Source organism: Streptomyces sp. NPDC033845 (assembly GCF_055576225.1).
Genome location: NZ_JBVIRI010000005.1, coordinates 468,813 through 482,195 on the forward strand (window position 1 = coordinate 468,813; position 13,383 = coordinate 482,195).

Genomic DNA, 13,383 nt, shown 5'->3' on the forward strand with positions numbered 1-13,383 from the left:
GCCCGCCGAAGACCGGCGGCCGGGGGGCCTCTGCTGTGCTGCTTCTTCTTCTGCTACTTCTTCTTGCCCTGGTTCTTGACGGCCTCGATGGCGGCCGCCGCGGCGTCCGGGTCGAGGTAGGTGCCGCCCGGGTTCAGGGGCTTGAACTCGGCGTCCAGCTCGTAGGAGAGCGGGATGCCGGTCGGGATGTTGAGGCCGGCGATGTCCTCGTCGGAGATCCCGTCCAGGTGCTTGACCAGCGCGCGCAGCGAGTTGCCGTGGGCGGCGACCAGGACCGTGCGGCCGGCGAGGAGGTCGGGGACGATGCCGTCGTACCAGTACGGCAGCATGCGGACGACGACGTCCTTGAGGCACTCGGTCTTCGGGCGCAGCTCCGGCGGGATGGTCGCGTAGCGCGGGTCCTCGGACTGGGAGAACTCGGTGCCGTCCTGGAGGGCCGGCGGCGGGGTGTCGTAGGAGCGGCGCCACAGCATGAACTGCTCCTCGCCGAACTCGGCGAGGGTCTGGGCCTTGTCCTTGCCCTGGAGCGCACCGTAGTGGCGCTCGTTCAGGCGCCAGGAGCGGTGGACCGGGATCCAGTGGCGGTCGGCGGCCTCCAGGGCGAGCTGGGAGGTGCGGATCGCGCGCTTCTGGAGGGACGTGTGGACCACGTCGGGCAGCAGGCCGGCGTCCTTGAGCAGCTCACCGCCGCGGACCGCCTCCTTCTCGCCCTTCTCGTTGAGATTGACGTCCACCCAGCCGGTGAACAGGTTCTTCGCGTTCCACTCGCTCTCGCCGTGACGGAGCAGGATCAGCTTGTACGGTGCGTCGGCCATGCGTACGAGCCTAATGGACGCGAGGGGCCGTCGCGCGCCTCGCCCGGGCGGCTTCCGGGACCCGTCCCGGGACCGGTCCCGGCCCCGTACGGACCTTCGCCGATTGACGTGGAGCGTCAATTGAGTAGCGCCGGAGCACCCCTGGACGTAACGTCCGAACAGCTATCACGCCGCTTACACCGCCAGGGGGATCCGTATGTCCGTCGCCACGTTGAGACGTGCCGCCCGGGAGACCGTGTCGGGTCTGCCGCGCGCGTTCTGGTGGCTGTGGGCGAGCACCCTGGTGAACCGGCTCGGGGCTTTCGTCGCCACGTTCATGGCCTTGTACCTGACCCTGGAGCGGGGCTATTCGGCCTCCTTCGCGGGACTTGTGGCCGCTTTGCACGGGCTGGGCGGGGTGATCTCCTCGCTGGCCGCCGGGGTGATGACGGACCGTCTGGGGCGGCGGCCGACGCTGCTGGCGGCGCAGGCCTCGACGGCGTTCTCGGTGGCGCTGCTCGGTTTCATGGAGCATCCGGCGGCGATCGCCGCGGTGGCGCTGCTGGTCGGTATGACCTCGAACGCCTCGCGTCCGGCGGTGCAGGCGATGATGGCGGACATCGTGCGGCCGGAGGACCGGGTGCGGGCCTTCGCCCTGAACTACTGGGCGATCAACCTGGGTTTCGCGGTGAGTGCGGCGGCGGCCGGGTTCGTGGCCGAGTACAGCTATCTCGCCGGGTTCCTGGGCGAGGCGGTGCTGACGCTGGTGTGCGCGGTGCTGGTGTTCGTGAAGCTGCCGGAGTCGCGGCCTGAGCGGATCGTGACGGGGGTCGCCGCGGAGCCGGAGGTGCGGCTGGGGACGGTGTTGCGGGACGGCCGTTACATGGGCGTGGTCGGGCTGTCCTTCCTGATCTCGCTGATCTTCACCCAGGGTTCGGTGGGGCTGCCGGTGGCGATGGGCGCGGCCGGGTTCTCGCCGGGCGACTACGGCCTGGTGATCATGGTGAACGGTCTGCTGATCGTGGTGCTCCAGCTGCCGGTCACCCGGTTCATCGAGCACCGGGACCCGCAGCGGCTGCTGGTGGTGTCGGCGCTGCTGGCCGGTTACGGGTTCGCGATGACGGCGTTCGCCGGATCGATCGGGGTGTACGCGCTGACGGTGTGCGTGTGGACGCTGGCGGAGATCGTGAACTCGCCGACCCAGATGAGCCTGGTGGTGCGGCTGTCCCCGGTGCACGGGCGGGGGCGCTACCAGGGCGTGTACACGATGTCCTGGGCGGTGGCCGCGCTGGTCGCGCCGCTGATGGCGGGGTTCGTGATCGACACGTACGGGGCCGGGTGGCTGTGGGGGGCCACCGGGGTGCTGGGGACGGTGGCGGCGGCCGGTTACTGGCTGCTGATGCGGGGGTTGGGTCCCGAGCCGAAGGCGTCCTCGGTGGTGGCCGAGACGTCCGCGGCGGCAGCGGCGGTGCCGGTGGAGGTCGTGCCGGTGGAGGCTCCGGCCACTCCGGGCGCGCCGGCCGGACCGGTGGTCACGGGGTCTGCGGCCGGGTGAGGTGCCGGAAGGCGTCCAGGTTGTACGTGGGCTCGCCCCGGGAGACCCGCCAGTCGTACTCGCGGCGGATGGCCGAGGCGAAACCCAGTTCCAGCAGGGTGTTGAAGGCGCCGTCGGCGGCTTCCAGGACGGTGCCCAGGATCCGGTCCAGTTCCTCCGGGGTGATCACCGCCAGGGGGAGCCGGCCGACCAGGTAGATGTCGCCGAGCCGGTCGATGGCGTAGGCGAGGCCGCCGTAGAGCTTGAGGTTGCGTTCCAGGAGCCAGCGGTGGACCCCGGTGTCGTTCTCGTCGGGGTGCCGGATGACGAAGGCGTTGACGGACAGCGAGTGGCGGCCGACCCGCAGGGAGCAGGTGGTCGACAGCTTGCGGGTGCCGGGAAGTCTGACCACGTACGACCCGGGTTCGGGGGATTCCCACTCCAGCTCGCCGTCGGTGAGGACGCCCTCGATGACCGCCTGGTGGTCCGGGTGATCAGCCATGGTGGGAGCGTACGCGACGGCGGTGGTCGTGCATGGCCGCGGTGTAGACCTCGGCGGTGCCGGCGGCGGCGGTGTCCCAGCCGAAGGACTGGGCGTGCCGGGCGGCCTCGCGGCCCATCCGGTCGGCGAGGGAGGGGTCGTCGGCGAACCGCTGGAGGCGGGCGGCGTAGTCCGCCGGGTCGTGGCCGGGGACCAGCATTCCGGTGACTCCGTCGGCCACGGCCACGGGCAGTCCGCCGACCGCGGCGGCGACCACGGGGGTGCCGGCGGCCTGGGCCTCTATGGCGACGAGTCCGAAGGACTCGCTGTAGGAGGGCATGACCAGGACGGAGGCGGCGCGGAACCAGTCGGCGAGGCCGTCCTGTGCCACCGGGGGGTGGAAGTGGACGAGGTCGGCGATGCCGAGCCGGGCGGCGAGCTTCTGGAGTCCCTCCGGCTTGGCGAGTCCGCTGCCGCTGGGGCCGCCGACCACCGGGACGAAGAGCCGGGAGCGGAGTGAGGGGTCGCGGTCGACCATCACGGCGACGGCGCGGAGCAGGATGTCGGGGGCCTTGAGGGGCTGGATGCGGCCGGCGAAGAGCGGGATCAGGGCGTCCTGCGGGAGCCCGAGGCGGGCGCGGGCGGCGGCCCGGCCGTCGCCGGCGGTGAACCGGTCGAGGTTGACGCCGGGGTGCACGACGGCGACCTTGGCGGGCTCGGCCTCGTAGTACCTGACGAGCTCGTCCGCCTCCTCGGCGGTGTTGGCGATGAGGCGGTCTGCGGCGTCGACGATCTGGGTCTCGCCGATCACGCGGGCGGCCGGTTCGGGGGTGTCCCCCTCGGCCAGCGCCGCGTTCTTGACCTTGGCCATGGTGTGCATGGCGTGGACGAGGGGGACGCCCCAGCGTTCGGCGGCGAGCCAGCCGACGTGTCCGGACAGCCAGTAGTGGGAGTGGACGAGGTCGTAGTAGCCGGGGCGGTGCCCGGCCCAGGCCTGCATGACCCCGTGGGTGAAGGCGCAGAGCTGGGCGGGCAGCTCCTCCTTGGCGAGGCCCTCGTAGGGGCCGGCGTCCACGTGCCGGACCAGGACCCCGGGGGCCAGCTGCACGGTGGGCGGCAGGCCGCCTTCGGTGGCCCGGGTGAAGATCTCCACCTCGATGTCGATGGCGGCGAGGCGTTTGGCCAGTTCCACGATGTAGACGTTCATGCCGCCGGCGTCGCCGGTGCCCGGCTGGTGCAGCGGGGAGGTGTGGACGCTGAGCATGGCCACCCGGCGCGGCCGGCGGTGGTGGCCGAACTCCGGCAGGCGCAGCCGGGGCGGTTCGTACCGGGAGAGGCGGCCGGCGGTTCGCCTGCCTCCGAGCCGGGATACGTACTGGCTCAAGGGAGCAGTCCTCTCGGTCGGGGGCGACGGCACGTCTGACGGAGGGCCCGCGGAGCGGTCCTCGATGCAGTGCAACGGAGGGGGACCCGTTCCGCATTCCGCGCCGGACGGATTTGCTCTGCTTTTCTCTGCGGGCCGTCGGGTTTTCCTGCGGTCCGGGCGTTCCGTTTACCCTCGGATCATGAGTTCCCGCCCGTCCGTGCCGAGCCGGTCCGCCCGTCCGGTGGGCACGGTGACCCGCGGGACGACCAATCCGAACCGGTTGCGCCGGATGGACCGCTGGATCGCGGCGGTGCACGGTCCGGCGCTGCGCCGGGCGGAGTCCCCGGTGGCCGTGGACCTGGGGTACGGGGCGGCGCCGTGGACGGCGGTGGAGCTGCTGGGGCGGCTGCGGACGGCGGTGCCCGGGGTGCGGGTGGTGGGGATCGAGATCGAACCGGCCCGGGTGGCGGGCGCGAAGCCGTACGAGCGGGAGGGGCTGTCCTTCCGGCACGGCGGGTTCGAGGTGCCGCTGGCGGGCGGGGAGCGGCCGGCGCTGATCCGGGCGGCGAACGTGCTGCGGCAGTACGACGAGGAGCGGGTGGCCGAGGTGTGGGCCCGGCTGTGCGGGCGGCTGGCGCCGGAGGGGCTGCTGGTGGAGGGGACCTGTGACGAGATCGGGCGGCGGCACGTGTGGGTGGCGCTGGGTCCGGAGGGGCCCCGGACGGTGACGTTCGCGACCCGGCTGGGGTCGCTGGAGCGTCCTTCGGACCTGGCGGAGCGGCTGCCGAAGGCGCTGATCCACCGGAACGTGCCGGGTGAGCCGGTGCACGCGTTCCTGCGGGACTTCGACCGGGCGTGGGCGGCCGCGGCGCCGTACGCCTCGTACGGTGCCCGGCAGCGGTGGATCCGGACGGCGCGGGCGCTGGCCGGGGACTGGCCCCTGGCGGACGGGCCGGGGCGTTGGCGGCAGGGTGAACTGACGGTGCGCTGGGAGGCCTTGCGGCCGGCGGGGTGAATCGGGCGGGGTGGGGAACGGGGGGCGGGGTCCGCGCGTTGGGGTTGGGGGGAACGGGCGGGGTGCCTGGGGGCGGCCTGGGGGTTGTCCACAGAGGGTGTCGGAATTCACCCGGGCATGGCACCATCCCGAAGGCGATGGAAAGTTACTGATGAATAGTCAGATTTGCTGTGCGGGCAGATCTGCGGTGTGTCTGGGGGGACCATGAACCGACGGCGACGCGGCGGCATCACGCTGACGCTGCTCTGCGCGACGGCGCTGCTGTGCGCCGGGGCGGTGTCCCCGGCCTTCGCGGCCCCGGCTCCGCAGCCCCCGGTGAAGTCGCTGGAACAGGTCCGCACGGAGATCGAGGGGCTGTACCGGCAGGCCGGGACGGCCACCGACGCGTACAACCAGGCCGAGGCCGACACCGCGCGGCAGTCCGACCAGATCGTGTCGCTGGCCAAGCGGATCGTGGCCGGCCAGGAGCGGATCGCCGCCCTGAAGAACCAGGTGGGGGCCGCCGCCCGCGCCCAGTACCGGTCGGGCGGGCTGCCGCCGGGGGCCAGCCTGGTGATGAGCCCCGACCCGGCCCGCTTCCTGGACGGGGCCGACCGGCTGCGGCAGGGCGAGAAGGCCACCGCGGGAGTGCTCGCCGAGCTGAACCGCACCCAGGGCGATCTGGAGCAGTACGCCAAGGACGCCACCACGCACTGGCAGGCCCTGGAGGCCAACCGGGTCAAGCAGGAGGCGGCGAAGAAGGAGATAGAGGCCAAGATCAAGGCCGCCGAGGAGCTGGAGAGCAAGCTGGAGGCCGAGGAGAAGGCCCGGCTGCTCCAGCTGGAGCAGGATGCCCAGTACCGCGCCCAGAAGGACTGGCTGGACACCGGCGCGATCCGGGACGCCAAGGGCACGGCCACCGAGGCCGGGCAGCGGGCGGTGCGGTTCGCCACCGCGCAGATCGGCAAGCCGTACGAATGGGGGGCCGAGGGTCCGGGCTCCTTCGACTGCTCCGGTCTGACCTCGAAGGCCTGGCTGGCGGCCGGTCTGAACATCCCGCGGACCTCGCAGGAGCAGCTGCGCCGGCTGACCAAGGTGCCGGTCAAGGACATGCGGCCCGGCGATCTGATCATCTACTTCGCCGACGCCAGCCATGTCGCCCTGTACATAGGGGACGGCGCGATGGTGCACGCCCCCCGGCCGGGCCGGGACATCACCGTGGCGGGCGCCGGCTCCATGCCGATCAAGGCAGTGGTCCGGCCGGACTACGGGGCGTAGCCACACCCTTCCGGAAGGCTTCCGGAGGGTCCGCGGAGGAGCTCCGGAGGGCCCTCGGAGGCGGTCCGACTACCGAGACGAGGGCCCCGGCCGGCGTGATGTGCGTCATCCCGTCACCTGCGGCTGACCAGCGACTTCGCCCGGGATAGGGCATATGCCGGTGGCCCGTGAGGGGGCTGGCATTCCGTCGTCGCGGAAAGGCCCGCTAGGGTCGGCACGCAGCGAGCGCAGCGCAGCCTCGGGGGGAGGGAAGGGAACCGAGACGATGACCGTACCCGTACCGCGGCAGAGGGACACCCCGGCCGCGGAGAGCGGTCCGCCCGGCATACCCCCGCAGGCGCTGACACTGCTGGTGATCGAGGACGATCCGTCCGGCGGCCTCACCGTCCCGGAGATCCTGGACGCCGACGGCCAGCGCATCCGCATCCGCACCGCGCGCAACCTCACCGAGGCCGCCCGGCTGCTCACCCACGACGTGCACTGCATCCTGCTGGACCTCAGCCTCCCCGGTGCGCCCCGCCGCCCCGGCCATCCGGCCGCCCCCGCCCACCCGGGCGCCGCCCCCGCCCCGAACCCGGGCGGTCCCGGCGCGGGCGCGGGTGCCGTCCTGGAGACCGAGACCGACGAGCTGGCCACCCTCCGCCAGGTGCTGCGGATCGCCCCGCGGCACGCCGTGCTCGTGCTGACCGCCGAGGCGGACGCCGACCGGGCCGCCGAGGCCGTCCGGGTCGGCGCCCAGGACTTCCTGTTCCGGGACGAGCTGGACGGCCGGCTGCTGAGCCGGGCCATCCGGTACGCGGTGGAGCGCAAGCGGGCCGACATCGCCCAGTACAAGCTGGCGGAGTCCCGGCTGCGCGCCCAGGAGAACGCCCGGCTGGAGCGCGGCCTGCTGCCCACCCCGCTGCTGGAGGGGGCCGATCTCCGCTTCGCCGCCCGCTACCGGCCCGGCCGCAGCCGCGCCCTGCTCGGCGGGGACTTCTACGACACCGTCCGCACCCCGGACGGCACCGTCCACGCGATGATCGGGGACGTCTGCGGGCACGGCCCCGACGAGGCCGCGCTCGGGGTGGAGCTGCGGATCGCCTGGCGCGCCCTGACCCTGGCCGGGCTGTGCGGGGACGACCTGCTCGCCACCCTCCAGGAGGTGCTGGAGGTGGAGCGGCCCTGCGAGGAGATCTTCGCGACGCTCTGCACGGTGGACATCTCCCCGGACGGCCGCCGGGCCGGGCTCTGCCTGGCCGGCCATCCGGCCCCGCTGATCACCCGCCCGGGGCGGCCCGCCCGACTGCTGCCCTACGAGAACAGCGGCCCGGCACTGGGCCTGCTGCCGCGGGCCCGCTGGCCGCGCCGCCAGGTGGAGCTGGGCGGCGCCTGGAGCCTGATGCTGTACACCGACGGCCTGATCGAGGGCCGGATCGGCGAGGGACGCGAGCGGCTGGGCCAGGACGGCATGGTCGAGATGATCAACCGGCACCTGGACCGGGGGCTGCGCGGCGAGGCCCTGCTGGAGGCCGCCGTCACCGAGGCCCGCCGGCTGAACGGCGGCGAGCTCACCGACGACGTCGCCGTGGTCCTGCTGGACCGAGCGGAACGCACCGCCGCCCCCTGACCGGGGGCGGGGCGGGGTCTGCGGGATCGGCGGGATCGGCGGGATCGGCGGGATCGATGCCGGCCCGGGCCGGGCCCAGGTCAGCGGTTGCCGTTGTACGGCCCGTACGGACCGTCGCTGCTGCTGCCGCCGCGCCGACCGCCGCCGCCACCGGAGCCGGTGACCCGCTTCAGGGCCGGCTTGACGTCCACCATGAAGACGATGGAGGCGATCAGGCCCGCGATCTGGAGGAACAGCATCCCCAGGAACGCGTCGACCAGCACGGTGATGCCGAGGATCACCAGCCAGAAGGTCTTGGTCTGCTTGTCCGCCGCCCGGTAGGCGTCCTCCCGCGCGAGCAGGGCGAACCCGAACGCGATCACGGCGAGGGCGAGCATGGCGAGCCCCAACAACCCCACGAAGGAATTGAACCCCTGAATCAACATGCCCTCTACCGCCTCACGCCGTCCTTGGCCGCTGTCCGTTCCACGCTACCGACAGAACGGACCGGACACCCGGTAGGTGCCCGGTCCGGCCGGTCGTCACTCCGCCGGGGCCTCCGCCGGGGCCTCGGCCGCCGCGGGGGCCGCCTTCTTCGCGGCCGGCTTGCGCGCGCCGGTCTTCTTCGCGGCGGGCTTCGCGGCCGTCTCCGGGCCGGGCTCCGGCTCGGTGACCTCGACGAACTCGGCGACGGTGCCCTCGGCGGCGGCCTCCTCGGCCGACTCCCCGCGCCAGGTCCGCACGGTCTGCTCGCCGTGCTCGGCGACCTTGTCGTAGGTCTCCTTGGCCCGCACCGCGTACTCGGCGGCCACGCCGACCCCGCGCAGCGCCAGGTCCTGGGCGGTCTCCCCGAGCTTCTTCGCGTCGATCTTCTTCGGGTCGATGGACCCGATCACCCCGACGACCTTGGCGGCGACCGCCTCCAGGTCCTCCTTGGCCCGCTCCTGCACGGCCTTGGGGTCGGTGTTGCGCACCGCCTCGATCCGCGCCGGGGCCTCGGCGCGCAGCTGCTCGATCAGCCCCGGCACCTTCCTGGCCTGCTGCACGGCCAGATCGGCGGTGCCGGCGGCGAAGTAGAGCGGGGTCGGGTCGGTCAGGGTCTTCTTCAGGTCATCGGCGATGGCCATGTGTGCCGGTCCTCCCGGATCGCGTGTCATGGGGTGTCGGCGGGGACCTCGGCCTCGCCGAGCGCGTTCTCCTTGCGGAACGACTCGTAGATCTGGAGCAGCACCTGCTTCTGCCGCTCGTTGATGGAGGGGTCGCCGAGGATGACGGCCCGCGTCTCCACCTCGTCCCGGTCCCGCTCGTCGAGCATGCCGGCCTGCACGTACAGCGTCTCCGCGGAGATCCGCAGGGCCTTGGCCAGCTGCTGCAGGATGTCCGCGCTCGGCTTGCGCAGCCCGCGCTCGATCTGACTGAGGTACGGGTTCGACACCCCTGCCGCGTCGGCCAGCTGCCGCAGCGAGAGCTGCGCCTGCCGGCGCTGCTCCCGCAGGTACTCGCCGAGATTCCCGACGTTCAGGGATGCCATGCCCCGATCCTCCCCCAGCTTGCTAACTTTTGCAAGCAGTCGCTTGCAAAAGCTCCCACCGGTCGGAAGGGCAGGGCGCTGGACTCCTGCCGGACCGTTCCGAGCGGCGACCACCGTGAAAATCACTGGCGGCGGCGAGGCCCGGGCAGAAGGCTCTCGGCGTGACACTTCACGAGAACGAGATCCCCGTGGATGAGGCCGTCGTCCGCTCGCTGCTGCGGGAGCAGCGACCGGAGTGGTCCGCCCTTCCGATCGCACCGGCCGGCGAGGGCACCGACAACAGGATGTACCGGCTCGGCGACCGGCTGCTGGTGCGGCTGCCGCGTACCCCGGACAACGCGAAGGCCGTGCGCAAGGAACAGACCTGGCTGCCGCGGCTGGCGCCGCACATCCCCTGTCGCATCCCCGAGCCGGTGCACGCCGGCACCCCGAGTTCCTCGTTTCCGCTCGCCTGGTCGGTGTACCGCTGGATCGACGGCGATGAACCCGGCCCGGGATCGGTCACCGATTGGCCCGCCTTCGGGGCCGACCTGGCGGCGGTCGTGCGAACCCTGCACTCCACCCCCCTCATGGGAGCCACTCGCCAGGGCGAGCTCAGCTGGTACCGCGGAGGTGGCCTGCGAGCCTGTGACCGGTGGGTCGGCGAAAGCTTCGACGACTGCCGGATGATCGAGGGCCTCGACCTCGACGTCGCGCACCTGCGAGACCTGTGGAAGGGTGCGCTCGCCTTGCCCGAGCCATCCGGCCACCAGGTATGGCTTCACGGGGACCTCAAACCCGGCAACCTCCTGGTACAGCAGGGAAAGCTGCACGCGGTCATCGACTTCGGCGCCCTCTCGGTCGGCCTCCCCGATGCCGAGCACTCGCCTCTCTGGGACCTTCCCCCCGGGGCCCGACAGGCCTACTGGGACGCCATGAGCCTCGACCACGAGACCTGGCTGCGCGCCCGGGCGTGGGCCATAGCCGTCGGGGTCAGCGGAGTGTCGTACTACTGGGCCACCTATCCCGCCTTCGTCGACGAATGCCTCTCGCGCCTCCGCGCGATCCTGGAGGCTGCCGACGACCGGTGACGGCTGTCGCTGCGCGTCACACGGGCGGGCGGGTGGTCAGGTGAGGGGGCGGCGGCCGGTGACCACCGTGGCGGACCACTCCTGCGAGGACTCGGCGTGGACCGAGAGGCCGGCGGAGGCCATCGCCGAAGCCGTCGACGGGGACTGCCGGGCACTGGTCTCGATCAGCAGACGGCCCCCCTCGGCCAGCCAGGACGGCGCGCCCTCGGCGACCCGGCGCTGGACCGCGAGGCCGTCCGGGCCGCCGTCCAGGGCCGTCCGCGGCTCGTGCTCGCGGGCCTCCGCCGGCAGCAGCGGGATCGAACCGGTCGGCACGTAGGGGGCGTTCACCACCAGCAGGTCCACCCGGCCGCGCAGCTCCTGCGGCAGCGCCGCGTACAGGTCGCCCCGGTGGGCGCGGCCGCCGTACGGGGCGATGTTGCGGCGGGCGTAGCCGAGGGCCACCGGGTCGATGTCCGCGCAGTGCAGCTCGGTGCCCGGCACGGCCGCGGCGACGGCGGCGCCCACCGCGCCCACCCCGCAGCACAGGTCCACCACCAGGGCGCCCGGCCGGGCCAGCCCGGCCGCCTCCCGGACCAGGAACTCGGTGCGGCGGCGCGGCACGAAGGCGCCTTCGCCGACCGCCATCCGCAGTCCGCAGAACTCCGCCCAGCCGACCACGTGCTCCAGCGGCCGGCCGGCCGCCCGCAGCTCCACCAGCCGGGCCAGATCGGCGCCCTCGGCGGCCGCCGCGCGCAGCAGCTCCGCCTCCTCCTCGGCGAAGACACAGCCCGCGGTGCGCAGCCGGTCCACCACCCAGTCCGTCGCCGGATCCGTCACCCGGTCCTCCCTCACGTCGTCTCTTCGCGTTCCGTCCATCCTGCCGGGACCGGTCGGCCGCCCCGCACCCGGCGGCGCGCCCCGCGGGCCAGCCTGCGGGCCCCGGCCGGGGAGCGGTCCACGATCGGGGCGATCTCCTCGAAGGGCATCCCGAACACGTCGTGCAGCACGAACGCCAGCCGTTCCCCCGGCTCCAGGTGTTCCAGTACGACGAGCAGGGCGGGCCCCAGCGCGTCGGTGACCTCCGCCGTGTCCGTGGGGTCCGCAGGGGCCGCCGTGTCCATGGGCTCCTCCCCCTCGGCGGGCCGCGACGCCGGTCCGGCGCGGCGGGCGCGCAGCCGGTCCAGGCAGACCCCGGCCAGCACCGTGGTCAGCCAGCCGTCCAGGGCCCGGGACCCGTGCCCGGGGGCGTCGGCCAGCAACGCCCGGGCCTCCCGGACCGCCTGCTCCGCCTCGGCCGGGGAGCCGAGCATCCGCCGGGCCACGGCCCGCAGCCGGGTCCGCCGCTCCTCGAAGCGGGCGGCCAGGAATTCCCTTTCGGCCAGGTCGCGTTCGGTCGATGAGTTCATGGCCTGCTGACGGATCGACGGACGGCGATGTGACCGCCGGCCGGATCCCCGCGAGGGCCCCCGGCCTAGAAGATGTCCGGGCACCAGGGGCGGCGGGCGGTGCGGAACACGGCGTCCGCGAGGGCCGCGGCGCCGGGCCTGACCTCCCGGAGCCGGCCGAGGGCCGCCAGCCGGACCGCCGAGCCGTCGCCGAGGTAGAGCGTGCCGAGTTCGGCGGCGCCGAGGACCAGGTCCGGTTCGGCCCCGGTGCGTTCGCAGCTGCCGGCGCCCGCGTCCAGGAGGTAGCGGCCGCCCGCCGGGCCCGCCGGGTCCTCTACCTCCAGCACCAGCCGGCCCGGCACCTCGTACGTCCGCGCCTCCAGGGCCCGTACGACGTCCAGCGGCCGGAGCCAGAAGAAGTCCGCGCAGAGCAGGGTGCGGGCCGAGCGGGGGTCGGGGAGCAGGTGCGGGAGGAGGTCGTCGGGGGCGCGGCGGCCGGTGCGGACCTTCAGCACCCAGTCGATGGAGCACAGGAAGTGCCACAGGGCCCGTTCGGCGGCCGGGGTGGCCGCCAGCAGATCGGTGACCTGGACCGTGTTCAGGGGGACCTTGGCCTCGGTCCAGTGGCCGTCGGCGTGGTAGGCGGCCAGGCCCTGCACCTCGCCGTCGGCCGAGCGGTGGACGGCGAAGTGCTTCGGCTTGTAGGGCCGCGAGTCGAGGGTTTCGAGTCCGGTCTCCACGGACCACCAGCGGTCGGTGCGGCCGACCGTGCCGGGTATCCGGGCGCGCACCCGCTCGTGCAGGGCGGGGCCCAGCCGGCGGACCTCGGCCGCGTCCACCAGGTCGATCCGGCCGCCGTCCCCGGGCCCCGACCAGCGGGGGTCGAGTCCGGTGCGGGGGACGTCGACCTCCCACTCCATGACGGTGGTGGCGGGCCCGAAGCCGTACCGGCCGTAGATCGGGTACTCGGCGGCGATCAGGGTGGCGACGGCGTCCCCGCGGGCCTCGGCGGCGGCCAGTTCCCGGGCCATCATCCGGGTCAGCAGCCCGCGCCGCCGGTGGGTGGGCAGCACGGAGACGTTGGTGACGGCGCAGGCCGGCAGCCGGGCGCCGCCGGGGACCGTCAGTTCCTGCGGGAAGGTCCGGAAGGTGGCCACGCAGCCACCGGTGGCGGGGTCGAAGGCGCCGACCGTGCGGGACAGGTCGTTGTACTTGAGCCGCTGGGCGAGGTCGCCGTCCGTGACCTCGGAGGGCGAGAGGAATCCGGTCTGCACGGTGCTCAGCCAGGAGGCCAGTTCGGCTTCGGTGACGGTACGGATGGCGATGGCGTCGTCGGCAGCGGTCATGACGGGTCACGCTAGTCGGCGGCACCGGATGCGT

Annotated in this window: 14 protein-coding genes; 5 read left to right on the forward strand and 9 right to left on the reverse strand. The window is 73.4% G+C overall.

The genetic code is table 11. The features are described from left to right. Nucleotides 1-53: 53 nt before the first annotated feature. Nucleotides 54-815, reverse strand: coding sequence for a phosphoglyceromutase (locus ACZ50K_RS14445; RefSeq protein WP_468902219.1), 762 nt, complete (start codon nt 813-815; stop codon nt 54-56). A 196-nt stretch (nt 816-1,011) separates the two neighbouring features. Between ACZ50K_RS14445 and ACZ50K_RS14450 the strand changes: the two genes are divergently transcribed. After that, the gene (locus tag ACZ50K_RS14450; RefSeq protein WP_468902221.1) at nt 1,012-2,349 is read left to right on the forward strand and encodes an MDR family MFS transporter; all 1,338 of its coding nucleotides are present in this window, start codon (nt 1,012-1,014) and stop codon (nt 2,347-2,349) included. Here ACZ50K_RS14450 and ACZ50K_RS14455 read toward each other — a convergent pair. Next, entirely contained in the window at nt 2,327-2,830 is a 504-nt protein-coding gene (locus ACZ50K_RS14455; protein WP_468902223.1) for a type III secretion system chaperone family protein, read from the reverse strand. The two genes, ACZ50K_RS14450 and ACZ50K_RS14455, sit on opposite strands and share 23 nt — an antisense overlap. Further along, entirely contained in the window at nt 2,823-4,193 is a 1,371-nt protein-coding gene (mshA, locus tag ACZ50K_RS14460; RefSeq protein ID WP_468902226.1) for a D-inositol-3-phosphate glycosyltransferase, read from the reverse strand. The genes ACZ50K_RS14455 and mshA overlap by 8 nt, the downstream gene beginning before the upstream one ends. Nucleotides 4,194-4,374: 181 nt before the next feature. Between mshA and ACZ50K_RS14465 the strand changes: the two genes are divergently transcribed. From ACZ50K_RS14465 to ACZ50K_RS14475, 3 genes are all read left to right on the forward strand, one after another. Then, nucleotides 4,375-5,190 (forward strand): methyltransferase domain-containing protein, encoded by an 816-nt coding sequence (locus tag ACZ50K_RS14465; RefSeq protein ID WP_468902228.1) that lies wholly within the window; start codon nt 4,375-4,377, stop codon nt 5,188-5,190. Nucleotides 5,191-5,394: 204 nt separating this feature from the next. Beyond that, entirely contained in the window at nt 5,395-6,447 is a 1,053-nt protein-coding gene (locus tag ACZ50K_RS14470) for a C40 family peptidase (protein WP_468902231.1), read from the forward strand. 154 nt (nt 6,448-6,601) lie between these two features. Continuing rightward, entirely contained in the window at nt 6,602-8,056 is a 1,455-nt protein-coding gene (locus ACZ50K_RS14475) for a PP2C family protein-serine/threonine phosphatase (protein WP_468902233.1), read from the forward strand. 80 nt (nt 8,057-8,136) lie between these two features. Here ACZ50K_RS14475 and ACZ50K_RS14480 read toward each other — a convergent pair whose 3' ends face one another. From ACZ50K_RS14480 to ACZ50K_RS14490, 3 genes are all read right to left on the reverse strand, one after another. After that, the gene (locus tag ACZ50K_RS14480; protein ID WP_468902236.1) at nt 8,137-8,481 is read right to left on the reverse strand and encodes a DUF2516 family protein; all 345 of its coding nucleotides are present in this window, start codon (nt 8,479-8,481) and stop codon (nt 8,137-8,139) included. Between the two features lie 96 nt (nt 8,482-8,577). Beyond that, entirely contained in the window at nt 8,578-9,162 is a 585-nt protein-coding gene (locus tag ACZ50K_RS14485) for a hypothetical protein (RefSeq protein WP_468902237.1), read from the reverse strand. A 26-nt stretch (nt 9,163-9,188) separates the two neighbouring features. Next, nucleotides 9,189-9,566, reverse strand: coding sequence for a helix-turn-helix domain-containing protein (locus ACZ50K_RS14490; protein WP_468902240.1), 378 nt, complete (start codon nt 9,564-9,566; stop codon nt 9,189-9,191). Nucleotides 9,567-9,727: 161 nt separating this feature from the next. On the opposite strand from ACZ50K_RS14490, the gene ACZ50K_RS14495 reads away from it, so the two are divergent. Next, a complete protein-coding gene (locus ACZ50K_RS14495) occupies nt 9,728-10,636 on the forward strand; it encodes an aminoglycoside phosphotransferase family protein (protein WP_468902243.1) in 909 nt (302 codons plus the stop codon). Between the two features lie 36 nt (nt 10,637-10,672). On the opposite strand, the gene ACZ50K_RS14500 is transcribed toward ACZ50K_RS14495, so the two are convergent. The 3 genes from ACZ50K_RS14500 to ACZ50K_RS14510 form a co-directional block, all read right to left on the reverse strand. After that, on the reverse strand, nt 10,673-11,455 hold the full coding sequence (locus ACZ50K_RS14500; protein ID WP_468902246.1) for a putative protein N(5)-glutamine methyltransferase: 783 nt from the start codon (nt 11,453-11,455) through the stop codon (nt 10,673-10,675). 11 nt (nt 11,456-11,466) lie between these two features. After that, nucleotides 11,467-12,024 (reverse strand): sigma-70 family RNA polymerase sigma factor, encoded by a 558-nt coding sequence (locus ACZ50K_RS14505; protein WP_468902248.1) that lies wholly within the window; start codon nt 12,022-12,024, stop codon nt 11,467-11,469. A 65-nt stretch (nt 12,025-12,089) separates the two neighbouring features. Next, a complete protein-coding gene (locus ACZ50K_RS14510; RefSeq protein WP_468902250.1) occupies nt 12,090-13,349 on the reverse strand; it encodes a GNAT family N-acetyltransferase in 1,260 nt (419 codons plus the stop codon). Nucleotides 13,350-13,383 lie beyond the last annotated feature (34 nt).